Source organism: Kitasatospora sp. NPDC040550 (genome assembly GCF_055594965.1).
Map to the genome: position 1 here is coordinate 151,290 of NZ_JBVIWC010000003.1, position 21,903 is coordinate 173,192.

At 75.4% G+C, this 21,903-nt stretch carries 21 protein-coding genes; 18 read left to right on the forward strand and 3 right to left on the reverse strand.

The genetic code is table 11. The features are described from left to right. Positions 1-45 precede the first annotated feature (45 nt). On the reverse strand, positions 46-867 hold the full coding sequence (locus ACZ58X_RS05930; protein ID WP_470332737.1) for a DUF3109 family protein: 822 nt from the start codon (positions 865-867) through the stop codon (positions 46-48). 239 nt (positions 868-1,106) lie between these two features. Between ACZ58X_RS05930 and ACZ58X_RS05935 the strand changes: the two genes are divergently transcribed. The 11 genes from ACZ58X_RS05935 (at position 1,107) to ACZ58X_RS05985 (ending at position 13,382) form a co-directional block, all read left to right on the forward strand. Beyond that, positions 1,107-1,577 carry a hypothetical protein gene (locus ACZ58X_RS05935; protein ID WP_470332467.1) on the forward strand — a complete coding sequence of 157 codons (471 nt, stop codon included), beginning with the start codon at positions 1,107-1,109 and terminating at the stop codon, positions 1,575-1,577. Positions 1,578-1,605: 28 nt separating this feature from the next. Next, positions 1,606-4,317 carry a toxin glutamine deamidase domain-containing protein gene (locus tag ACZ58X_RS05940; protein ID WP_470332468.1) on the forward strand — a complete coding sequence of 904 codons (2,712 nt, stop codon included), beginning with the start codon at positions 1,606-1,608 and terminating at the stop codon, positions 4,315-4,317. Positions 4,318-4,384: 67 nt separating this feature from the next. After that, the gene (locus ACZ58X_RS05945) at positions 4,385-4,534 is read left to right on the forward strand and encodes a FitA-like ribbon-helix-helix domain-containing protein (RefSeq protein WP_470332469.1); all 150 of its coding nucleotides are present in this window, start codon (positions 4,385-4,387) and stop codon (positions 4,532-4,534) included. 79 nt (positions 4,535-4,613) lie between these two features. After that, entirely contained in the window at positions 4,614-5,024 is a 411-nt protein-coding gene (locus tag ACZ58X_RS05950; protein ID WP_470332470.1) for a type II toxin-antitoxin system VapC family toxin, read from the forward strand. Positions 5,025-5,112: 88 nt separating this feature from the next. Beyond that, positions 5,113-6,423 (forward strand): SUKH-4 family immunity protein, encoded by a 1,311-nt coding sequence (locus ACZ58X_RS05955; protein WP_470332471.1) that lies wholly within the window; start codon positions 5,113-5,115, stop codon positions 6,421-6,423. 140 nt (positions 6,424-6,563) lie between these two features. Further along, positions 6,564-7,418, forward strand: coding sequence for a glycerophosphodiester phosphodiesterase (locus ACZ58X_RS05960; RefSeq protein ID WP_470332472.1), 855 nt, complete (start codon positions 6,564-6,566; stop codon positions 7,416-7,418). A 121-nt stretch (positions 7,419-7,539) separates the two neighbouring features. Beyond that, positions 7,540-8,502, forward strand: coding sequence for a Ppx/GppA family phosphatase (locus ACZ58X_RS05965; protein ID WP_470332473.1), 963 nt, complete (start codon positions 7,540-7,542; stop codon positions 8,500-8,502). A 576-nt stretch (positions 8,503-9,078) separates the two neighbouring features. After that, complete coding sequence (locus ACZ58X_RS05970) at positions 9,079-9,882, forward strand: sugar phosphate isomerase/epimerase family protein (protein ID WP_470332738.1); 804 nt, start codon at positions 9,079-9,081, stop codon at positions 9,880-9,882. Between the two features lie 45 nt (positions 9,883-9,927). Next, on the forward strand, positions 9,928-10,698 hold the full coding sequence (locus ACZ58X_RS05975; protein ID WP_470332474.1) for a class I SAM-dependent methyltransferase: 771 nt from the start codon (positions 9,928-9,930) through the stop codon (positions 10,696-10,698). Positions 10,699-10,917: 219 nt separating this feature from the next. Further along, positions 10,918-12,762: a dihydroxy-acid dehydratase gene (ilvD, locus tag ACZ58X_RS05980; protein ID WP_470332475.1), complete on the forward strand. Its 1,845-nt coding sequence runs from the start codon at positions 10,918-10,920 to the stop codon at positions 12,760-12,762. A gap of 104 nt (positions 12,763-12,866) precedes the next feature. Then, positions 12,867-13,382: a hypothetical protein gene (locus ACZ58X_RS05985; protein WP_470332476.1), complete on the forward strand. Its 516-nt coding sequence runs from the start codon at positions 12,867-12,869 to the stop codon at positions 13,380-13,382. Positions 13,383-13,401: 19 nt separating this feature from the next. Here the strand turns inward: ACZ58X_RS05985 and ACZ58X_RS05990 are convergent, their stop codons facing one another. Beyond that, positions 13,402-13,851, reverse strand: a complete 450-nt coding sequence (locus ACZ58X_RS05990; RefSeq protein ID WP_470332477.1) for a hypothetical protein — start codon at positions 13,849-13,851, stop codon at positions 13,402-13,404. A 185-nt stretch (positions 13,852-14,036) separates the two neighbouring features. Between ACZ58X_RS05990 and proC the strand changes: the two genes are divergently transcribed. From proC to ACZ58X_RS06025, 7 genes are all read left to right on the forward strand, one after another. Continuing rightward, positions 14,037-14,864, forward strand: a complete 828-nt coding sequence (gene proC / locus ACZ58X_RS05995; RefSeq protein ID WP_470332478.1) for a pyrroline-5-carboxylate reductase — start codon at positions 14,037-14,039, stop codon at positions 14,862-14,864. Between the two features lie 144 nt (positions 14,865-15,008). Then, positions 15,009-16,226 carry an MFS transporter gene (locus ACZ58X_RS06000; protein WP_470332479.1) on the forward strand — a complete coding sequence of 406 codons (1,218 nt, stop codon included), beginning with the start codon at positions 15,009-15,011 and terminating at the stop codon, positions 16,224-16,226. A gap of 49 nt (positions 16,227-16,275) precedes the next feature. Next, positions 16,276-17,472, forward strand: a complete 1,197-nt coding sequence (locus tag ACZ58X_RS06005) for an acetoin utilization protein AcuC (RefSeq protein ID WP_470332480.1) — start codon at positions 16,276-16,278, stop codon at positions 17,470-17,472. Between the two features lie 237 nt (positions 17,473-17,709). Then, positions 17,710-17,919: a helix-turn-helix domain-containing protein gene (locus tag ACZ58X_RS06010; RefSeq protein WP_045699258.1), complete on the forward strand. Its 210-nt coding sequence runs from the start codon at positions 17,710-17,712 to the stop codon at positions 17,917-17,919. Between the two features lie 193 nt (positions 17,920-18,112). Then, positions 18,113-18,211 (forward strand): 30S ribosomal protein bS22, encoded by a 99-nt coding sequence (locus tag ACZ58X_RS06015; protein ID WP_003948845.1) that lies wholly within the window; start codon positions 18,113-18,115, stop codon positions 18,209-18,211. A 149-nt stretch (positions 18,212-18,360) separates the two neighbouring features. Then, positions 18,361-19,452 carry an NAD-dependent epimerase/dehydratase family protein gene (locus ACZ58X_RS06020; protein WP_470332739.1) on the forward strand — a complete coding sequence of 364 codons (1,092 nt, stop codon included), beginning with the start codon at positions 18,361-18,363 and terminating at the stop codon, positions 19,450-19,452. 7 nt (positions 19,453-19,459) lie between these two features. Next, positions 19,460-20,467: a lysophospholipid acyltransferase family protein gene (locus ACZ58X_RS06025; RefSeq protein WP_470332481.1), complete on the forward strand. Its 1,008-nt coding sequence runs from the start codon at positions 19,460-19,462 to the stop codon at positions 20,465-20,467. A 71-nt stretch (positions 20,468-20,538) separates the two neighbouring features. Here the strand turns inward: ACZ58X_RS06025 and ACZ58X_RS06030 are convergent, their stop codons facing one another. Further along, positions 20,539-21,837: a DUF5667 domain-containing protein gene (locus ACZ58X_RS06030; RefSeq protein WP_470332482.1), complete on the reverse strand. Its 1,299-nt coding sequence runs from the start codon at positions 21,835-21,837 to the stop codon at positions 20,539-20,541. Positions 21,838-21,903: the final 66 nt, after the last annotated feature.

Here is a 21,903-nt window from a genome sequence, read left to right on the forward strand (position 1 = left end):
GCCGGCGGGTGCGCCGGTACCGGGGGGCCGGTACCGGCGGGCGGGTCAGTCCTTCTTGGGCTTCTTGACCGGGTCCGCCGGGTGCGGGGCCACCCTGCGGTCGCCCTTGGTGGCGATCCGCTCCTCGCACAGCCGGGCCAGCACCTCGTACGCCTTGCGGCCCATCAGCTCGGTGAGCTCGGGGCGGTAGCTGACGTACACCGGCACCGCGCCCTGGTGCGCGGCCGGGGCCCCGGTGCACCACCAGTGCAGGTCGTGGCCGCCCGGGCCCCAGCCGCGGCGGTCGTACTCGCCGATCGTCACCTGGAGGTAGCGGGTGTCGTCGGGGCGGTCGATCCAGTCGTAGGTGCGGCGGACCGGCAGCTGCCAGCAGACGTCCGGCTTGGTCTCCAGCGGCTCGCGGCCCTCCTTGAGGGCCAGCGCGTGCAGGGCGCAGCCGGCGCCGCCCGCGAAGTCCGGGCTGTTCACGAAGATGCAGGCGCCGCCGACCCGGCGGGTCTGGCGGTCGCCGTCCTCGTCCAGCATGGTGACGCCGCCGTCGGAGCGGATCCGGCCCTTGGCGTCGGTGCCCTCGGCGAAGTTCTCCCACAGCTCGGGCGTCAGCCGGGCCGCGTGGCCGAGGACGCGCTTCTCGTCGTCCTCGTCCGAGTAGTGGGCGCCCAGCGTGCAGCAGCCGTCCGACTCGCCGCGGCCCTCGCGGATGCCGTGGCAGCCCTGGCCGAAGACGCAGGACCAGCGGGAGGTCAGCCAGGTCAGGTCGCAGCGGAAGACCTGCTCCTCGTCGGCCGGGTCGGCGAACTCGACCCAGGCACGCGGGAAGTCGAGCGGGACCTCGTCGCGCGGGATCTCGCGGCGCAGGGTCGGCATCGCGAGGTCGACGGGGGCGGGGGCGGCCGGGGGCTTCGCCTTGGCCTTCTTCTTGGACGTTTCTGCTGGTGCCACCCGGCAAGGGTAGAGCTTCGCGGGGGCGTACGGGCCGGTGGGCGACGCCCGGCGCGCGCCGGGGACGCGGTGAAGGCGGGGTGAAGAGGTCCTGCTGTCGGTGCGGAGCCGACCGGGCGCGTGCCTAGGATGGCGGCCGCGGTCCGCTACGGGGAGGTACGGGGATGGCAGGCGGCAGCACCGGTACGTCCGACGGCGACGGCACCGGGTTCACCCTCAAGCCGTGGGAACTCCACGGGGAGGGGCGGGAGTTCGAGAAGCTCGGGCGCGAACTGGGCAAGGCCGCGGGCACCTTGGAGAAGGACCTGGCCGCGCTCGGCACGCCCTGGGGCACCGACCAGCCGGGCAGCGCCTTCGCCGCCGTCTACGGCCCGGCGCACGGCGAACTCCTCGGCGGGCTCAAGGCCCTGGCCGGCCGGCTGGGCAGGGTCGGGGCCGGACTGCACACCATGGCCGAGCGGACCACCGACACCGACACCTCGACGGCGGACGGCTTCGGCGCGAACACCGGGCCGGTCGGAGCCGTACCGGGGGCGGTCGCCCGGCCCGCCGGCTACCAGGGCCCGCCGACGACTTCGGGCACCGGGGCAACCCCGGGGGCGGCACCGGCCGTCCCCCAGGACATGTCGGTCTGAACGGCCCGGCTCGAAGGGGGAGAAGCGCGTGTCCCGGAAACTGCCCGAGGAACTGGTCCCGCTCCTGGCCAGGACCGGCCACCCGTGGCCGCAGGCCGACGAGGCTGCCCTGCGCACGGCGGCCGCGCACTGGCGGGAGTTCGCCGCCGAGGCCGAACGGATCACCCGCCGGGGCGGCGAGTCCGCCCAGCGGGTGGCCGCCGACAACTCCGGCCACGCCGTCGACTCCTTCACCGCGTACTGGCGCACCTACAGCGACGGCGGCAAGGGCCGCCTGCCGGACGCCCACACCGCCGTCGGACTGGTCGCCGCCGCCTTCGACACCGCCGCACAGGACGTCGACGGCTGCAAGGCCGAGATCATCGCCACCCTGCGGAACCTGGCCGCCGAGCTGCAGCAGGCCAGGGAGCAGGCCGCCAAGGTCCAGCAGACCGCCGCCGAGGTGGCCCGCAGCGCCGACCGGACCGGGCAGACCGGGCAGACCGGGGTGTTCGGCGGACTGGCGAAGTCCGTCGCCGGCTTCGCGGACGGCGTCAGGAACGCCGCCGCCGGCCAGGTCGCCGCGGGCATCGAGGCCGTCGCGGTGGAGACCGCCGCCCTCAAGATCGCCGGACTGCTCGCCGAACTCGGCCGCGGCATGAAGGACGCCCTGGCCACCGCGCTCAAGGACCCCTCCGCCGTCGCCCTGCTGCGCCTCGGCACCGCCGCCACCCCCGGCGTCACCACCGCCTCCTACCGCACCGCGGGCGGCTTCGACCCGCTCGCCGCCGGACTGCCCGCCGCCCTCGGCGAACCGGGCGTGCTCGGCAAGGACGGCACCGGACTGGTCGTGCTCGCCGGGAAGGACGGCAAGCCGCTGGTCGGCGTGCCCGGCCTCAGCGTCGCGCTCGACGCGCACGGGCAGCCCGTCCTCGGCGCGGACGGCAGGCCGGTCATCCTGCGCTCCGACGGCACGCCGGTGGCCGACGCCGCCGGGCTGCTGGTGGTGACCGGACCGGACGGCAAGCCGGTGGTCGGGGTGGCCGACCTGGCCGTCCGGCTCGACGAGCACGGGCAGCCGGTGCTCACCGACCAGGCGGGCAAGGACCTGCACGGGCTGCCGCTCGCCGACCTGACCGACCCGCGGGACCCGAAGGCCCCCGGCGGCGACCCGAAGGTGCCGGGGGTGCTCCCGACGGCGGACCAGGCCGCCGCGCCGGTCGTCCCGTCCGTGCTCGCCACGGCGTCGTCGACCGCGGACCCCACGGCCGTCCCGTCGTCGGCGCCGACGGCCGACCCGGCCGCCGCGGCCACCGGCCCCTCGTACGGCGGCTCGCACCGGGCCGTGGCCGCGGCCGCCGACTGGTCGCCGCCCGCCCGGGACGACGGGCCGCCGGTCCGGGCCGCGGCCCCCGCCCACCAGGGCGGCCCGGCGGTGGCGTCGGGCTGGTCGGACGGGGACTACCCGCTCCAGGCGCCCACGCACACCGGGGGCGGCGGCGGGGGCGGCAGCGTGCCGGTGACCGTACGGACCGACTCGGTGGCCGCGCCGCCCGCGCCCGTCGCCGTGCCGTCCACCGGCGGACCCGGCTACGGCCCGGCGCCGGACGCGCCCCCGGTCGTCCGGTCGGTCGGGGTGGTCGGCGTGGTCGGTGCGCCCGGGCCGTTCGGGACGCCGGCCTCCTCGGGCGGCTACCCGGTGGCCGGTCCGATCGGCGCCGTCGGGCCCGGGCCGCTCGCCGCGGGCGGCGGATACCCGGCGCACCCGGCCGCGCCCTTCGGCAGCGGCGTCGGGGCCGGTGCGCCCGTGGCCGGCTCGCCCGTCGTCGGTGCGCCCGTAGCCGGCGCGCCCGTCGGCGGTGCCCCGGTGGCCGCCGGACCGCAGCCCGGCGCGCCCCGCAGCCCGGCCGGAACCCACGGCCCGGCCACCGCACCGCCGCCGCCGGCCGAGCCGCCTATCGTCGGCACCACCCCGGTCATCGGCCGGCCCGAGCCCCACCACCCCGACGGCCGCCGCCGGGACACCGCCGCGGCCCTCGCCGACCCGACCCTCGCCTGGGGCGCCGTCCCGGTCGCCACCGCCCACGCGATGGCCCTCCAGCTCGCCCTGCGCGCCCGCCGCGGCCCGCTCGCCGACGGCCCCGACGAACCCCGGCCGCGCACCATCGCCGACAGCCGCCCGTACGGACGGCCCGGCGGGCTCGGCCCGGTCGACCCCCAGCACCAGGCCGAACTCGAACGCCGAGTCCCCCGCGACCAGGACGACCTGCCCGCCCGCCACCCCGACCCGGCGGCCGGCGGCTGGGCCGAGGCCGTCAACGCGGGCGGCCACCGCGAACCCGGCCGGGCCAACAACAGCCTGGAGATCGCCCTCTCCGCCGTCGACACCTACACCGGCCGCCCCACCTGCGCGGCCCCGCGCATCCCCACCGAGGGCGACGCCGGCGAACGCGGCGGCCGCGACCGCGCCGAACGCGAACTCGGCGCCCCCTTCCGCGACCTCGGCGACGGCGGCCAGGCCTTCACCCGCCTCGCCGCCGAACTCCGCCGGGCCGGGCACGGCGCCCAGGCCGTCCTGCTCACCCTGGACGCCTACGGCCGCCCGCACGCCTGGAACGCCGTCAACCACCGGGACACCGTCACCTACCTCGACCACCAACTCGCCCGCGGCGGCCCCGCCCCGCTCCACCCCGCCACCCAGGGCCTCTGGGCCATCGCCCTCACCCCGGAGGGCCGGCCCCTGGACCTGGCCGCGGCCTGAGCACCCTCGGAGCCGGGGACCGGCACCGATGCCTGCATCGTGCACGCACCGGCGCTGAACTGCGGGCATGACTGCCTTGACGATCCGGGACGTCCCGGAAGACCAGCTCCAGGCCCTGAAGGGTCGTGCTGCCCAGTCCGGTACGTCGCTCCAGGCCTGCTGCCTCGACCTCATCGCGCGCGCGAGGTCTCCGAGCCCAGGCCGGCGGAGATGGTGATCCGACTGAACCGGGAGGCCACCGCCGGCGTCAGCGCGGAGGACGTGCCGGCCGCGGTCGACGAGGGACGGTCCGGGCGGTGAGCGAGACGGTCGTCCTCGACTGTTCCGCCCTGGTGCACGTCCTCGTCGACCGCGACCCGCTCGGCCTCGCCGTGCGGGCGCGGGTGGGCACCGCCGATACCGTCGCCGTTCCCGCGCTGATCGACTACGAGCTCCGGTCCGCCCTGCTCGGCATGCGGCGGGCCGGCAAGCTCGCGGAACGGGAAGTCGCCAAGGCCGTCGATGCCTACCGGCAACTCCCTCTCATCCGACACGGGACGCTCGCCCTCTGGGATCGCATCCAGGCGCTCCACAGCCATCTGAGCGCCCATGACGCTCAGCACGTCGCCCTGGCCGAGGCGCCGGCCGTGACGCTGATCACCGGCGACGGGAGGATCGACCGAAGCGGCGTCGCACAGTGCGGCATCGAGGCCTTCGGCGCGAACTGACCCGGCGTCGTCCTCGCTGTGGTCGGCCGGCCCTGTGGCCGGGCTGGATGATGGTGGGGTTCGGAGTCGGTACGACGGGGGTGCACGGGTGATCGCGCGGGCGCAGGCGGTGGAGGCGGGGCACCGGTGGATCAACGGGGATCTGCCGCAGGGGGCCGGGGTGGCGCGGCGGGTGTGCGCGCACGAGTTCGAGCTGGGGTGGGTGGTCTGGGCGGAGCCGCCGCGGGTGGAGGTGGACCCGCGGACGGGGGAGCGGCGGGCGCCCGAGGAGGTCGGGGCCGCGTGTGCCGTGGTGGACCGGGAGAGCGGGCGGTTCACGGTCTGGCCGTCCGTTCCGGTGGACGAAGTGGTCGGGCTCTACCGGGACTTCGTCGGTGCCGGCGGCCACGACCCGACCCGGCCGCCGGCCACCGGCCGGGGCGCCCGGGCCGAGCTGACCTACCGGGACGCCACCGGCGCCACCCACGCGCTGGCGCTGCGCTCGGCGGCCGGGCTGCCGCATCCGGCGTTGCGCGGCTGGTGGTGGCTGCGGGAGCGTGGCGTCGCGGCGCAGGACGTGCTCGCGGTGCGGACCGACCTGCGGATGGCGGCCCTGCCCGGCGGCTACTGGTCGTACGCGCTGGCGGCCGAACTGCCGCACGTCCGGCTGGACTTCGACCTGCCGTACGGCCCGCGCTTCGACCACCGGGCCTCCGCCGTGCGGGAGTTGGCCGCCGGGCCCGGCGGGTACGACGCGCCGGACGGGCCGGGGCGCAACCGGGTGCCGTTCCCGCGGGCGGTGCCGCCGCTGCCGGCGGAGCCGGACGCCGACCTGGCGCAGCGGCTGGCCGGGCGGTTCGGTCCGGCGGGCGTGCAGCGCTTCGACCCGGCGGACGTGGTGCGCGCCGAGCTGTCCGGGGAGGCGGCGGCACTGCTGCTGGCGGTCGGGCTGCCGAAGGCGGTGGACGGTTTCTTCGCGCTGCACCACCCGGGCGTGGAGGCGATCGCGGACGGCTCCCGCCCGGGCACCGTGCTGCCCCCGCTCGCGCCGTACCTCGCCGCGCTCGGCCGCGGCACCCGGGCGGCCGAGCGGGAGCGGACGGCGGCGGCCGGGCAGCTGGTGCTGGGGACGGACGGCTGGGCGCTGATCACCCTCGACCCGGCGGAGGGCGCCGTCCGGGCGGTGGACCCGGACTACGCGACGGCCCGTCACTGCAACGCCGACCTGCGGGCCTTCGTCCGCTGCCTGGAGCTGTTCGCCGGCTGGTGGCCGACCCTGCGCGGGCTGGAGCCGGCCGCGGCGGGCACGGCGGTGGACGCCCTGCAGCGGGGGCTGGCGGAGCTGGACGGTACGGTCTACGGCGATCCGGAGAACTGGTGGGCCGTCATCGTGGAACAGTTGTGGGACGGCCTGCTCTGATCCGGCCGCGGGCCGTGGCGATCCGGCCGATCCCGGCGATCCCGGCGGACCGGGAACCGGACGTCGGTGCGGGGCTGTCAGAAGGATCAGATGACCGCGTACCAGCCGACCCCGAGCGACCGAAACCGGAGCACCGAGCCGTGACCGCCCCGCCCCGCGCCGCCCAGACGGCCGTCCTCGCCGCGCTCGCGGTCCTGGCCACCGGGTGCGCCTCCGCCGGTCCCGCGTTGCAGGCCCGTTCGGCCGCCGCGCCGCCGGTGTGCGCCTCCCCGGTGGTGATCGGGCACCGGGGAGCGCCGTTCAACGCGCCCGAGAACACCATGGCCTCCTTCGACACCGCCCTGAACCAGGGCGCGGACTGGCTGGAGACCGACGTGCAGACCACCCGGGACGGCGTCCCGGTGCTGATGCACGACCCGACCGTGGACCGCACCACCAACGGCAAGGGCGCCGTCGCGGACCTGACCGCCGCCCAGGTCGCCGCCCTGCGGGTGACCGTCGGTCCGGGTGGCGCCCAGCCCGTCCCGACCCTGGAGGAACTGCTCGAGCGGCTCTCCACCAGCAGCGCCACGCTGCTGATGGAGATCAAGTGGCAGCGCCCCGAGGACGTCACCCGGATCGCCCGGATCGCGGCCGGCAGCCGGGCGCACGTCGTGCTCTACTCCTTCTCGGTCGCCAACCTGCGCCAGGCCCACGCGGAGGCCCCCGCCCTGCCGGTGGTGCTGATCCAGAGCGGCGGGATCGCCGAGGACCCGGGGGACCTCAAACTGGACGGCGTCGCCCTGGACGCGGGCCTGGCCAGTGCCGCCCGGATCGCGGCCGAGCGCAAGGCCGGGCGCGAGGTCTACGTCTGGACGCTGGACGGCGACGAGGCCTGGCAGCTGATGACCGCCCGGGACGCCGACGGCCTGATCACGGACACCCCGGGCCCGGCCCGCCGCTGGGTGGACGCCAACTGCCGCACCGAGCGCCGGGCCGGCCCGCGCGGCCACTGAGTCCACGGCCGTCGGGGAACACCCACCGATCGCACCCGGAACGGTCGGGAACGACCTGGACCAGCGCGAATACGGTCACAACCGATCTCCTCCACGGCCGGATCGCGTAGCGTGGAGAGTTATGCGACTCGGTGTGCTCGACGTAGGTTCCAACACGGTCCACTTCCTCGTGGTGGACGCCCATCCGGGTGCCGCCCCGCTGGCCGCGTACTCGCACAAGGCCGAACTGCGCCTGGCCGAGCTGCTCGACGGCTCCGGCGCGATAAGCGAAGCCGGCGTCGACCGGCTGATCGGCCACATCGCCTCCTCGCTGCGGGTCGCCGAGGACAAGGGCGTGGTCGACATCCTGCCGTTCGCCACCTCGGCCGTCCGCGAGGCCGCCAACGGCGAGCAGGTGCTGCGCCGGGTCGCCGCCGAGACCGGGATCGAACTGCGGGTGCTCTCCGGGCAGGACGAGGCCCGGCTCACCTTCCTGGCCGTCCGCCGCTGGTTCGGCTGGTCCTCCGGCCGGCTGCTCAACCTGGACATCGGCGGCGGCTCGCTGGAGATCGCGTGCGGCCTGGACGAGCAGCCGGACGTCGCCTGCTCGCTGCCGCTCGGCGCCGGGCGGCTGACCGCCCGCTGGCTGCCCGGGGACGTCGCCGACCCGGACGCGCTGCGCGAGTTGAGACGGCACGTCCGCGCCGAGATCGCCAACGTGGTCGGCGAGATCTCCCGGCTCGGGGCGCCGCAGCACGCCGTCGCCACCTCCAAGACCTTCAAGCAGCTGGCCCGGATGACCGGCGCCGCCCCCGCCGACGCCGGCCCGTACGCCGACCGCCGGCTCACCCGCAGCGGGCTCGCCGCCTGGCTGCCGCGGCTGTCCACGATGACCGTCGCCGAGCGCGCGCAGATCCCCGGGGTCTCCGAGGGCCGGGCCAAGCAGCTGCTGGCCGGGGCCCTGGTCGCGGACGCCGCGATGGACCTGTTCGGTCTGGACGAGCTGGACGTCTGTCCGTGGGCGCTGCGCGAGGGCATCATCCTGCGCGAGCTGGACGCCATGGACAGCCCCGCCGACCAGCGCCGCCCCGCGCTCACCCAGTAGCGGGGGAGCGTGCCGGCGGTCACTCCGCCGGGCGTCCGCCCCCGTTCGGGGCGCGCTCCGCTTACGCTGTCTCCCGTGGTGCAACCAGCGGGCGAGGACGGAACGCAGGAGGGCCGCGCTCCCGGAGCGGACGGGCAGCCGCGGTCGGCCGGCCCGCGCGGCCGGCTCGGCAAGGCCGGTCTCGGCAAGGCGGTCAAGGGCGCCACCGCGGCACAGGCGGGCAAGGTGGCCAAGGTCGCCAAGAGCGCCAAGGCCGCCGCCACGGCGGCGGACCGGGTCGCGGACCAGCAGCAGAGCGAGCAGCCGCCGGCCGGCACGACCCCGGCCGAGAAGACCGCGGCCGCGAAGACCGAGAAGGCTGCGAAGACCGGGAAGGCCGCGGCCAAGCGGAGCACGGCCCGCGAAGCCGCCGGGACCGCGGGACAGCCGCCCAAGGAGACCCGCACCGCCCGGGCCGCCGGCGCCGCCAAGGCCGCCGTCCAGTCCGTCCGCTCGGTGAAGGCCGCCAAGCGCGACGCCGCCCGCCCGCCGCTGCTGCGCACCACCGACCGGCTGGTGCTGCCCCAGCACCCGACCCTGCACATCCCGGACACCAAGGTCGCGCTGTCCACCGCCTCGGTGTACCCGGCCAGCACCGCCGTGGCCTTCGAGCTGGCCGCCAAGCTCGGCTACGACGGGGTCGAGGTGATGGTCTGGAACGACCCGGTCAGCCAGGACCTGGAGGCGCTGCGCCGCCTCTCCGACGCCCACCAGCTGCCGATCCTGGCCGTGCACGCCCCCTGCCTGCTGATCACCCAGCGGGTCTGGACCACCGACCCGTGGACCAAGCTGGTCCGGGCCCGGGCGGCGGCCGAGAAGCTCGGCGCCGGCGCGGTCGTGGTGCACCCGCCGTTCCGCTGGCAGCGGCAGTACGCCCGCGAGTTCGTCGAGGGCATCAACCGGATGGCGGGCGAGACCGACGTCCGCTTCGCCGTCGAGAACATGTACCCGTGGCGCTACCGCGACCGCGAGGTGCTGGCGTACGCCCCCGGCTGGGACGTCACCGACGAGGAGTACCGGCACTTCACCATCGACCTCTCGCACGTCGCCACCTCCCGGATCGACGCCTTCGCCATGGTCGAGCGGATGGGCGACCGGCTCGCCCACGTCCACCTGGCCGACGGCAGCGGTTCCGGCAAGGACGAGCACCTGATCCCCGGCCGGGGCAAGCAGCCCTGTGCCGAACTGCTGGAGCACCTCGCCCGCACCGGCTTCGACGGCCACGTGGTGCTGGAGGTCAACACCCGCCGCTCCGCGTCCCCCGCCGAACGCGAGGCCGACCTGGCCGAGGCCCTCGCCTTCACCCGCTTGCACCTCGCCACCCCCTCGCGCGTACGCTGAGCACCGGGCCCGACCGGGTCCGAACTTCCGCTCGGAGGGGGACACATGACGGAGGATCGGGACTACCGGGAACTCGCCGTGAGCTTCGGCGCGGTCGCCGCCGAGTACGACCGCGGCCGCCCGGGCTACCCCGACGAGCTGTTCGACGCGGTGGAGCGGCTCTGGGGCCGCAGCCTCAAGGGCGCCAGGGTCCTGGACGTCGGCGCCGGCACGGGCATCGCCACCCGGCTGCTGGCCGCCCGGGGCGCCGAGGTCGTCGCGGTCGAGCCCAGCGACGGCATGGCCGCCCAGTTCCTGGCCTCCTCGCCGGCCCTGCCGCTGGTCCGCGGCACGGGCGACGACCTGCCCTTCCACGACGCCTCCGCCGACCTGATCGGCTACGCCCAGGCCTTCCACTGGACCAGGCCCGAGCGGTCCGTCCCGGAGGCCCTCCGGGTGCTACGGCCGGGCGGCGCCCTGGCCACCTGGTGGAACGTGCACGACGAGACCGTGCCGTGGGTCCGGGCCCGGGCCGAACGGCTGGCCGCCGCGCTGCCCGGCCGCTACCGCGGCTACGGCGGGATCAGCGGCCACACCCGGCACTTCGCCCCGGCCGGCCTCGCGGTCGAGCGGGCGGTGCTGCACTGGGAGCGGCAGGTCACCGTCGAGCACGTGCTCACCGACCTGACCTCCCGCTCCTACCTGGCCTCGCTCAGCCCCGAGGAGCGTGCCCCGGTGCTGGCCGCCGAGCGGGAGGCGATGGCCGTCGAGTTCCCGGACGGCGTGGTCGCAGAACCGTTCAGCCTGGACCTCACCGTGGCCGTCAAGCCGGCCTGACCGCGAGCCGCCCGTCCGCCGCCCGCGCCCCTGCCGGTCCGCCGCCCGTCCACCGCCCGTCCGTCGCCGGGCAGCCGGGCCGGAGCCCCGCCCCGGCTGCCCGCATCGCGGACGCACCGTCCGCCGGCCGGACGGCGGGCGTAGGCTCGTAAGCCACAACGGCCCCCGCGCCCCCTCACCGGCGGGGCGCCGGCGAGAGCCCCGAAGGAGTGGAGCACAGTGCCCGAGCTGAGGTCCCGTACGGTCACCCACGGTCGCAACATGGCAGGCGCCCGGGCGCTTCTCCGGGCCGCCGGCGTAGCCCGCGAGGACTTCGGCAAGCCGATCATCGCGGTCGCCAACTCCTTCACCGAGTTCGTCCCGGGCCACACCCACCTCCAGCCGGTCGGCCGGATCGTCTCCGAGGCGATCAAGGAGGCCGGCGGCATCCCGCGCGAGTTCAACACCATCGCCGTCGACGACGGCATCGCGATGGGCCACGGCGGCATGCTCTACTCGCTGCCCTCGCGCGACCTGATCGCCGACTCGGTCGAGTACATGGTCAACGCGCACTGCGCCGACGCGCTGATCTGCATCTCCAACTGCGACAAGATCACCCCCGGCATGCTGATGGCCGCGCTGCGCCTCAACATCCCGACCGTGTTCGTCTCCGGCGGTCCGATGGAGGCCGGCAAGGCCACCCTGGTCGACGGCACCGTGCGCAAGCTGGACCTGGTCGACGCGATCTCCCAGGCGGTGAACGAGAACGTCTCCGACGAGGACATCGCGATCATCGAGGAGAACGCCTGCCCGACCTGCGGGTCCTGCTCGGGCATGTTCACCGCCAACTCGATGAACTGCCTCACCGAGGCGATCGGCCTCTCGCTGCCCGGCAACGGCTCGGTGCTCGCCACCCACACCGCCCGCCGGGCGCTGTACGAGCGGGCCGGGCGCACGGTCGTCGAGATCACCAACCGCCACTACGGCCAGGACGATCCCTCCGTCCTGCCGCGCGCGATCGCCACCCGCGCCGCCTTCGAGAACGCCATGGCCCTGGACATCGCCATGGGCGGCTCGACCAACACCATCCTGCACCTGCTCGCCGCCGCCCAGGAGGCCGAGCTGGACTTCGACCAGCGGGCCATCGACGCGATCTCCCGCAAGGTGCCCTGTCTGTCCAAGGTCGCGCCCAACGGCTCGTACTACATGGAGGACGTCCACCGGGCCGGCGGCATCCCGGCCATCCTCGGCGAGCTGTACCGGGGCGGGCTGCTCAACGAGGACGTGCACACCGTGCACTCGGACTCGCTCGCGGAGTGGCTCAAGACCTGGGACGTGCGCGGCGGTTCGCCGTCCGCCGAGGCCGTCGAGCTGTGGCACGCCGCCCCCGGCTGCAAGCGCTCCGCCGAGGCCTTCTCGCAGTCCGAGCGCTGGGATTCGCTGGACACCGACGCCGCCAAGGGCTGCATCCGCAGCGTCGAGCACGCCTACTCGGTCGAGGGCGGCCTCGCGGTGCTGTACGGCAACCTCGCCGAGGACGGCTGCATCGTGAAGACGGCCGGCGTCGACGAGTCGATCTGGACCTTCAGCGGCCCGGCTGTCGTCGTCGAGTCCCAGGAGGACGCGGTCGAGGCGATCCTCGCCAAGCGGGTCAAGGAGGGCGACGTCGTCGTCATCCGCTACGAGGGCCCCAAGGGCGGCCCGGGCATGCAGGAGATGCTCTACCCGACCTCCTTCCTCAAGGGCCGCGGCCTCGGCAAGGCCTGCGCGCTGATCACCGACGGCCGGTTCTCCGGCGGCACCTCGGGCCTGTCCATCGGCCACGCCTCCCCGGAGGCGGCCTCCGGCGGCACCATCGCGCTGGTCGAGGACGGCGACACCATCGCCATCGACATCCCGGCCCGGACGATCTCCCTGGAGGTCCCGGACGAGGTCCTCGCCGAGCGCCGCCGCGCGCTGGAGGCCGGGCACGGCTACCGGCCGCAGAACCGCGAACGCCAGGTCAGCCAGGCGCTGCGGGCCTACGCGGCGATGGCCACTTCCGCCGACAAGGGCGCGGTCCGGGACGTCAGCAAGCTCGGCTGAGCCCGTACGGCCACGGCGGAGCCGTCCCGCGGTCCGGGACGGTTCCGCCGCCGTCGTCCCCCGGGCGCGGTGCCACGGGCCGCGCCCGGGTGATAATCGACGACGTGAGCGAGCAGCCCCCCACCCCCGCCCCCAAGCCCGCCGGCGCCCCCGAGCCGGAGCCGATCCGCTTCTTCGGCACCTCCTGGCTCAACCGGGACAACGGCTACTGGCTGCGCCGGGTCGGCGTCTCGGTCGGCGCCCTGGCCGCCACCGCCGCCGCCGTGCTGGTGCTGCGCCTCGGCGTCGAGGGCGTCGCCCTCTCCGACAGCGGCGGCGGCTTCCTGAACGGGCTGCTGACCGCCGCCATCGCGGTCTGCTCGTTGATGGCCGTCCGGCGCACCTGGAAGGTGCTCACCGAGGGCAGGGACCAGCTGACCGGCTGGATGGCCGAGGAGAAGTCGCTCGGCGCCGTCTGGCTGATCGGCGGGGCCGGCAGCCTGGCCGCCTACTTCGCCCGCAGCCTGGTCGAGGCCCCCGGCGAGGCGGTCCGGCGGGCCGCCCACCGGAAGGCCGTCGAGCAGTACGAGAAGCGCCAGGCCGGCCGCGGCGGCCGACCCGGCGGCAAGCGCAAGCGCTGACCGCCGACCCGGTGCCCGGCTAGCCCTTGCCGCGGGCCTGCTTCACCGAGCCCACCACCCCGGCGATCACCAGCAGCAGGCCGGCCGGCAGCAGCGAGATGAAGAACGAGCCGAACAGCCCGCTGTCGCCGAGGAAGTACTGCGCCAGGGTGTTCAGCACCAGCAGCCCGCCGGCCGCCGGGAGCGCCGACTGCCACGGGTGAGCGTCGGCCCAGCGGCGCAGCCGCCGGTCGGTGGTGTCGCGGCGCAGCTGACCGCCGACGGTGCCGACCAGGAAGAGGAAGAACAGGGCCCAGCCGGCCGGTCCGGCCAGCATGGCCAGCGACCAGTCCCCGGAGATCGCCTCGATCCCCAGGGCGGTCGCGCCCACCACCGCACCGACCCCCGCGGCCGTCCGCCACGGGCCCATCGTCGCCGAGGCGGCGGCGAGTTGCCGGTTCTCACGTCGGGACATCTCGTCGTGTGCCATGGCTCCACGGTGCGCCCGCCCGGGCCCGGAGGCCATAGGGGAAACCCCCGAGTTTTCTCCCTAGGGGCACAGCACTCAGGCCCTTCCGGGCTCTCCCGGGCCCCGCGGACCACGGACCGGACGGTCCGGACGGGCGCCGCCGCGCGGTGCGAGGATGGCCGCAGTACCGAGGCAAGGAGCGGACCATGGGCAGCAGCGCAGCACACGGACAGAAGATCGCCTTCCTGGGCACCGGCAAGATCGGCGAGGCCCTGCTCTCCGGCCTGCTGCGGGCCGGCACCGACCCGGCGGACGTCCTGGTGACCGCCCGCCGCCCCGAGCGCGCGGCCGAACTCGCCGACCGCTACGGCGTGCCGGCCGTCTCCAACGCCGAGGCCGCCAAGCTCGCCGACACCCTGATCCTCGCGGTCAAGCCGCAGGACATGGGCACCCTGCTGGAGGAGCTGGCCCCGCACATCAGCCCGGACCGGCTGGTGATCTCGGCGGCGGCCGGCGTCCCGACCGCCTGGTTCGAGGAGCGGCTCGCGGCCGGCACCCCGGTGGTCCGGGTGATGCCCAATACGCCGGTGCTGGTGGACGAGGGGATGAGCGTCATCTCCGGCGGCTCGCACGCCCGGGAGGAGCACCTGGCGCGAGCCGAGGAGATCTTCAGCTCGGTCGGCAAGGCGCTGCGGCTGCCGGAGGCCCAGCAGGACGCGGCCACCGCGCTGTCCGGCTCGGGTCCGGCCTACTTCTACTTCCTGGTCGAGGCGATGACCGACGCGGGCATCCTGCTCGGGCTGCCCCGGCAGGTGGCGCACGACCTGATCGTGCAGTCCGCGATCGGCGCCTCGGTGATGCTGCGCGACTCCGGCGAGCACCCGGTTAAGCTGCGCGAGGCGGTCACCTCCCCGGCCGGCACCACCATCGCGGCGATCCGCGAGCTGGAGAACCACGGGGTGCGGGCCGCGCTGCTCGGCGCCCTGGAGGCGGCCCGGGACCGCTCCCGGGAGCTGGCCTCCGGCGGGAAGTGACCGGGCGGCCGCCCGCGGCGGAAGTCCCTGCACGACCCCTCCCGCAAACCCCGCGCACCGCCTACGCTCTCGGCCAACATCGTTCTACCGGCCGGTAGCGGGGCCCGTACCAGGGCCCGCGCGGGCCCGTGCGTGGAGGTCCACATGAGTGCCGCACCGCCCGTGCCCGCCCCGGCCGCGACGACGCCCGGCCTGCGGGCCGGGCGGGCCGCGCTCGCCGTCAGCTTCCTGCTCCAGGGCACCACCTTCGCGCTGCTGGTCACCTGCATCCCGGAGATCCAGCACCGGTACGGGCTGAGCGACGGCCTGCTGCCGGTCTTCCTGGCCGCGGTGCCGATCCTGGCCGGAGTGGGCTCGATCCTCTCCGAGCAGCTGGTGAAGCGCACCGGCGCCCGGGCCGTGCTGCGGGCCGTCCAGCCGGCCGTCTGCCTCAGCCTGGCGGGCGCCGGGCTGGGCGACGCGCTGTGGCAACTCGCCCTCGCGCTGGGCGCCTTCGGGCTGCTGGTGGGGGCGCTCGACGCCAGTATGAACATGCTCGGGGTCGGCCTCCAGCACCGCTACGGCCGCTCGATCATGATCGGCTTCCACGCGGCGTTCAGCCTCGGCGGCATCATCGGCGCCGCGATCGCCGCCCTCGGCTCGCACGACGACCTGGGGCTGCCGGTGCTGTTCGGCACGGCCGCGGCGGTGATCGCCCCGCTCGCGGTGCTGACCGGCACCAGGTTCGCCGGACCGGCCGAACTCGGCGACGCCGTCCGGGAGGCCGCCGAGGCCGCCGCCCGGACCATCCCCTGGCGCCCGCTGCTGCCGCTCTGCCTGGCGATGGCCTTCGCGTACATCGCGGACGCCTCGGTCTCCAACTACAGCGTCAAGTACCTCACCGACGGCCTGGGCAGCCCGGAGGACCTCGCCAAACTCTCCTACCTCGGCTACATGGTGGCGATGCTGCTCGGCCGGGCCCTGGGCGACCGCGCGGTGCAGCGCTTCGGCGCCGTCCCGGTGGTGCGCGGCGGCGCCACGCTGGCCGCGCTGGGCTTCGGGCTGGCCGCGCTGGCGCCCGCCGCCTGGGCGGGCATCGCCGCGTTCACCGTGCTCGGCTTCGGCATCTGCGCGATCATCCCGCAGGTGTTCGCGGCCGGCGGCCGGCTCTTCCCGGCCGACTCGGACGCCGCCGTGGCCCGGCTCAACCTCTTCAACTACGTGGGCTTCCTGGTCGGTTCGCCGCTGGTCGGGGCGATCGCGGACGCGAGTTCGTACCGCTGGGCACTGCTCGCCCCGATGCTGCTGGTGCTCGCCGTGCTGCCGCTGGCCGAGCGCTTCGCCCCCGCACCCGTGCCGGCCCCCGCCCCCGCCGCCGCCTGACGGTGGGGGCGGGCGGGGCCCGCCGCCCCCACCCACTACGGTGGAGGCCATGCCCGAAGCCGAGCGTGACACCCCCTGCGGCCTGCACCTCTACTGGGACGAGGCCGTCACCGCCTACGACTTCGGCCCCGGCCACCCGATGGACCCGGCCCGGCTCGCGCTGACCATGCGCCTGGTCGAGGCCCTCGGACTCGCCACCGGGCCCGGGGTGACCGTGCGGTCCGCGCCCGCCGCCGGGGAGTCCACCCTGCAGCTGGTGCACACCAAGGAGTACGTCGAGGCGGTCAAGCACGCCGCCGCCCACCCCGAGCAGTCGGACCCCCGGCACGGCCTCGGCACCGACGACAACTGGTCGTTCCCGGCCGTCCACACGGCCGCCGCGCTGATCGCCGGCCAGTCGGTCGCCGCCGCCGAGGCGGTCTGGCGCGGCGAGACCCCGCACGCCGTCAACTTCGCCGGCGGGCTGCACCACGCGATGCCCGGCAAGGCCTCCGGCTTCTGCGTCTACAACGACCCGGCCCTCGCGATCGCCCGGCTGCTCGAACTCGGCGCCGAACGGGTCGCCTACGTCGACGTGGACGTCCACCACGGCGACGGCGTCCAGGAGGCCTTCTGGAACGACCCCCGGGTGCTGACCGTCTCGCTGCACGAGCACCCGGCCACGCTCTTCCCGCAGACCGGCTGGCCCACCGAGACCGGCGGCCCGGACGCCCCCGGCTCCGCCGCCAACCTGCCGCTGCCGGCCGGCACCGGGGACGCCGGCTGGCTGCGCGCCTTCCACGCCCTGGTGCCCGAACTGCTCACCGCCTTCCGGCCGCAGGTCCTGGTCACCCAGCACGGCGCCGACACCCACCTGGAGGACCCGCTCGCCCACCTCGCCGTCACGGTGGACGCCCAGCGGCTGATCGCCGAGGAACTGCACGGGCTGGCCCACCGGCTCACCGGCGGCCGCTGGGTGGCCACCGGCGGTGGCGGCTACGCCGTGGTCGACGTCGTCCCGCGCAGCTGGACCCACCTGGTCGCCACCGCCGCCGGCCGGCCCGTCGACCCGGCCACCGAGACCCCCGAGTCCTGGCGCGCCGAGGTCTACCGCCGCACCCGCCGCCCGGCCCCGCTGCGGATGACCGACGGCGCCCGCCCGTCCTGGCGCGACTTCGACTCGGGTTACGATCCGGCCGACCGACTCGATCAGGCCATCCTCGCGGCCCGCCGTGCGGTGTTCCCCCACCACGGTCTGCTGGCCTGAATCCGCCGCCCCGGCCCGCACCCCGGCCGGGCCCCGGACGGGCCGTGCGTACGCCCCCTGGGGCGATCCGCCGAGTGACTACGTACTGCAACGGTCCTATCTCTCACCGTACGAGGACTGCACCTCCCCTCTTCCCACTGGTACCACCCATAACTACTCTGGGGATACACGTGTGCCGGTGGAGTCACCGGAGGGGAAGCCGGTGCCTTGCACACGGGTAAGGGTCGGGTGATGGTCATGAGTTCCGTCGAGCGTCCCCTGCAGGAAGTCGTCTTCCTGACCGTGGCCGAGGTGGCCGCGGTCATGCGGGTGTCCAAGATGACCGTGTACCGGTTGGTGCACAGCGGAGAGCTGCCGGCCATCCGGGTCGGACGGTCCTTCCGGGTGCCCCAGCAGGCGGTGCACGAGTACCTCAAGGAGTCCTACGTGCGGCTCGAGAGCGCGTAGCCGAGGGGGCGGTCGGGGGCGGGTCCCACAGCCCGTGGATCCGTCCCCGTTCGCCCCGGATTTCCCGCGAGTTTCCTGCTGCGGGGGAGCGCGATTACGGCCCGGGCCACGCGGACGGTAGGCTAGGCCCTCACGTCAGTCGTATGGACTCCGTCTCTCACGGACGAGAGTCTCAGTGAGCGAGGGTTGTTCCGTGGGCTCTGTCATCAAGAAGCGTCGCAAGCGTATGGCCAAGAAGAAGCACCGCAAGCTTCTGAAGAGGACCCGCGTTCAGCGTCGCAACAAGAAGTAAGCGCCCCCGGCCGCGCCCAGCGCGCCCAGCGCTTCCACCGCCCGCCCAGGCCCTCGCGGCCTGGGCGGGCGGTGTCGTTTCACGGCCCGGTGGGGCGGCGCGGTACGGTGCACGCAGCCGCTCGGGTCGAGGGAATGGGGTGCAGCACCGTGGGCGTGGTCGTGCTCGTCACCGGCGTGGCACGCCATCTCGGTGCCCGCTTCGCCGCCGAGGTCCGTCGCCGGCCGGGGGTGGACCGGGTCGTCGGCGTGGACGTGCAGCCGCCGCGGCTGCCGGTCGAGGAGCCGGCCGGACCGGCCGCCCCGTACACCTTCCACCAGCTCGACCTGCGCCGCCCCGCGGTCTCCCGGTTGATCGCCGAGCACCGGGTGGACACCGTGGTGCACCTGAGCGTCAGCGCCACCGGTCTGGGCTCCACCAACCGCTCCGCGGTGAAGGAGGCCAACGTCATCGGCACCATGCAGCTGCTCGGCGCCTGCCAGAAGGCGCCCGGGGTGCGCCGGCTGGTGGTGAAGTCCACCACCGGCGTCTACGGCTCCGCGCCCCGCGACCCGGCGGTGTTCAGCGAACGGATCCAGCCGAAGGACCCGCCCGGCGGCGGCTTCGCCAAGGACGCGGCCGAGGTGGAGGGCTACGTCCGCGGCTTCGCCCGGCGCCGCCCGGACGTCGCGGTGACGGTGCTGCGCTTCGCCAACATCGTCGGCCCGGGCGCCGACACCCCGCTCAGCGAGTACTTCGCGCTGCCGGTGCTGCCGACCGTGCTCGGCTACGACCCCAGGCTGCAGTTCGTGCACGAGGACGACGCCGTCGCGGTGCTCTGCCGGGCCGCCGGGGAGCCCGAGCCGGGCACCGTCAACACCGGCACCTTCAATGTGGCGGGGGAGGGCGTGCTGCTGCTCTCCCAGTGCGCCCGCCGGCTCGGCCGCCCCACCCTGCCGCTGCTGCTGCCCGCGGTCAGCTGGATGGCCGTGCTCGCCCGGCAGACCCGGCTGGTCGACGTCTCGCCGGAACAGCTGCGGCTGCTCACCCACGGCCGGGTGGTGGACACCACGCGGCTGCGGGAGACCTTCGGCTACCGTCCGGCGTTCAGCACTCCGGAGGCCTTCGCCGACTTCGCCGCCGCCCTGGGCCCCGGCCTGCTGCCGCCGGAGCGGCTGGCCGCCGTCACCGACCGGCTGACCGCCCTGCTCGGCCCCGAAGGGGCCACCCCCGCCGTACCGACCCGCCGCCCGAGGAGCTGAACCCGCGATGAGTGCCGCCGCCGAGAACGCGCCGGGCGAGGCCAAGGTCATCCCGATCGAGTCCGCCCCCAGCTGGAGCTCGCCGGAGGGCCCCGGCCTGGCCGACCGGCTCGCCGGGGCCGTCGGCGGGGCGCTGTCCGGGCAGCTCGGCCCGGCGGCCACCCGGCTGTTCGGCAAGGGCTGGGAGGGCCGGGCCACCGAGGGGCTGGCCTTCCTGCGCCGCCGGATCACCGGCGACTACGAGGTCGACGAGTTCGGCTTCGACCGGGAGCTCACCGAGGAGGTGCTGCTCTCGCTGCTGCGCCCGCTGGCCGAGAAGTACTTCCGGATCGACGTCCAGGGGATCGAGCACGTCCCGGCCGAGGGCGGCGCCCTGATCGTCGCCAACCACTCCGGCACCATCCCGCTGGACGCCCTGATGACCCAGGTGGCCATCCACGACCACCACCCGCACCACCGGCACCTGCGGATGCTCGCGGCCGACCTGGTCTTCGTGCTGCCGGGCGTCAACGAGCTGGCCCGCAAGGCCGGCCACACCCTGGCCTGCAACGAGGACGCCCAGGCGCTGCTGGAGCGGGGCGAGTTGGTCGGGGTCTGGCCAGAGGGCTTCAAGGGCATCGGCAAGCCGTTCTCCGAGCGCTACAAGCTCCAGCGCTTCGGCCGCGGCGGCTTCGTCTCCTCGGCGCTGCGCGCGGGGGTGCCGATCGTGCCCTGCTCGATCGTCGGGGCGGAGGAGACCTACCCGATGATCGGCAACGTGAAGACGCTGGCCCGGCTGCTCGGCCTGCCGTACGTGCCGGTGACGCCGACCTTCCCGTGGCTGGGGCCGCTCGGGATGCTGCCGCTGCCGACCAAGTGGACGATCCGCTTCGGCGAGCCGATCGCCACCGACGGCCACCCGCCGGAGGCGGCGGACGACCCGATGCTGGTCTTCGACCTGGCCGACGAGGTGCGGGAGACCATCCAGCACACCCTGTACCAGCTGCTGGTGCAGCGGCGGTCGGTGTTCTTCTGATCGTCCTGTGTGAGGACCTGGCACGGTGAGGGCCCGGCGGGACGCGTCCCGCCGGGCCCTCACCGCCTCGCTCAGCTCCCGCCGAGGATCCGCAGCCCGGGCAGCAGGCCGGGGATCAGCGGAGGCACGTCCACGCCCTGCTGGGCGCCGCTCGGCGTGCTGGGCGCACCGGACGGCGGCTGGGGCACCTTCGGCGGGGCCGCGTCGGCGCTCGGCGAGGGCCGACCGCCGGTGAGCCCGCTGGTGAGGTCGCCGACCAGGCCGTTGACGGCGTCCGGGGCGCTGCTCGGCAGGGTGCTCGGCAGTCCGCCGCCCTTGGCCCCGCCGCCGGCCGGGCCGCTGTTGCCGGTGGCGTCCGGGGCGCGTTCGGTACCGGGGCGGTTGCCGTTGCCCGTGCCGCCCTGGGACTGCGCGGAGCCGGGTGCGGCGCCGGAGCCGTCGGGCCCGGCTCCGGCCGGGGAGCCGCCGGTCGAGGAGGATTCGTCGCCCGCTCCGGTGCCGCCCGGTCCACCGCTCTTGGCGGGGGGCTGGGCCAGGCGCAGGGGCGCGACGTCCTCGGTTATGTCGTCGAAGAGCTGGTTCACCAGGTGGGCCTGCTCGGTGAGTTGGACCGGCAGTCGGCCCTGCAGCTCGCTCCAGCGGCCGTCCTCGTCGTGGGCGAAGCCGGCCAGCGCGCGCATCGGGTCCAGCGAGCCGTTGCTGCGGTAGACCGAACGCAGCAGGTCGCGGCCCTTGAGGGCGTCGGCGTGCATGTCGTCCAGCGCGCGGCGGACCCGGTCGACGGTGCCGGGGCTGAGCCCGGTGGTCGTACCGGCTTGCCCGACCAGGGCGTTGGCCTCGCCGAGCCGGGTGGCGGCGTTGCCGAGCAGCAGTTCGCCGCGCTCCGAGTCGGAGTCCGCGAGGTCGAGCCGGAGCCCTTCGAGACCGCGCTTCATGCCGTACAGCGTGTCCCCGGGAAGGGCGTTGGTGCTTGCGGCGGCCGCGCCGGCCAGGCTGCCGACGGCGAGCCCGGCGACCAGTCCGCCGATCGCGAAGCGGCGGCTCCACCGGCCGCGCGGCGCCGTCCGGATGGCCCGGTGGCGGCGCTGGCGGGGCACTGCGGCGCCCGGCCCGCCCGCGAAGGCCTGCTCGAACGCGGCCATCAGCTGGGCGCGTTGGACCGTCCGGACCTCTTGGTCCAGGGCTGGTCCGGGTAGTGCCCCCAGCGCGTCGGCCAGACCGACCAGTTCGGCCATCGCCACCGAACCGGCCTCGGCGGCCGTGGTGTTGGCCGATTCGGCGGTGGCCGCGCGGCGTTGCTCCGCCTGGTGGGCCTCCAGCGCCTCGGCGAAGGCCTTCGCCCGTCGGTGCTCCAGCACGTTTGCCGTCACGGGCCACACCTCCCTTCGTCGTTGTCGACACCCCGGCCTGCCGGACGGTTGCCCCGGCGGGCCAAA

What these genes read in the sequence shown, in the direction of transcription:
- ACZ58X_RS05930 (WP_470332737.1), bottom strand. Translation starts at nt 867, where the DNA reads ATGCCGACCCTGCGCCGCGAGATCCCGCGCGACGAGGTCCCGCTCGAC.
- ACZ58X_RS05935 (WP_470332467.1), top strand. Translation starts at nt 1,107, where the DNA reads ATGGCAGGCGGCAGCACCGGTACGTCCGACGGCGACGGCACCGGGTTC.
- ACZ58X_RS05945 (WP_470332469.1), top strand. Translation starts at nt 4,385, where the DNA reads ATGACTGCCTTGACGATCCGGGACGTCCCGGAAGACCAGCTCCAGGCC.
- ACZ58X_RS05965 (WP_470332473.1), top strand. Translation starts at nt 7,540, where the DNA reads ATGCGACTCGGTGTGCTCGACGTAGGTTCCAACACGGTCCACTTCCTC.
- ACZ58X_RS05975 (WP_470332474.1), top strand. Translation starts at nt 9,928, where the DNA reads ATGACGGAGGATCGGGACTACCGGGAACTCGCCGTGAGCTTCGGCGCG.
- ACZ58X_RS05990 (WP_470332477.1), bottom strand. Translation starts at nt 13,851, where the DNA reads ATGGCACACGACGAGATGTCCCGACGTGAGAACCGGCAACTCGCCGCC.
- proC (WP_470332478.1), top strand. Translation starts at nt 14,037, where the DNA reads ATGGGCAGCAGCGCAGCACACGGACAGAAGATCGCCTTCCTGGGCACC.
- ACZ58X_RS06000 (WP_470332479.1), top strand. Translation starts at nt 15,009, where the DNA reads ATGAGTGCCGCACCGCCCGTGCCCGCCCCGGCCGCGACGACGCCCGGC.
- ACZ58X_RS06005 (WP_470332480.1), top strand. Translation starts at nt 16,276, where the DNA reads ATGCCCGAAGCCGAGCGTGACACCCCCTGCGGCCTGCACCTCTACTGG.
- ACZ58X_RS06010 (WP_045699258.1), top strand. Translation starts at nt 17,710, where the DNA reads ATGAGTTCCGTCGAGCGTCCCCTGCAGGAAGTCGTCTTCCTGACCGTG.
- ACZ58X_RS06025 (WP_470332481.1), top strand. Translation starts at nt 19,460, where the DNA reads ATGAGTGCCGCCGCCGAGAACGCGCCGGGCGAGGCCAAGGTCATCCCG.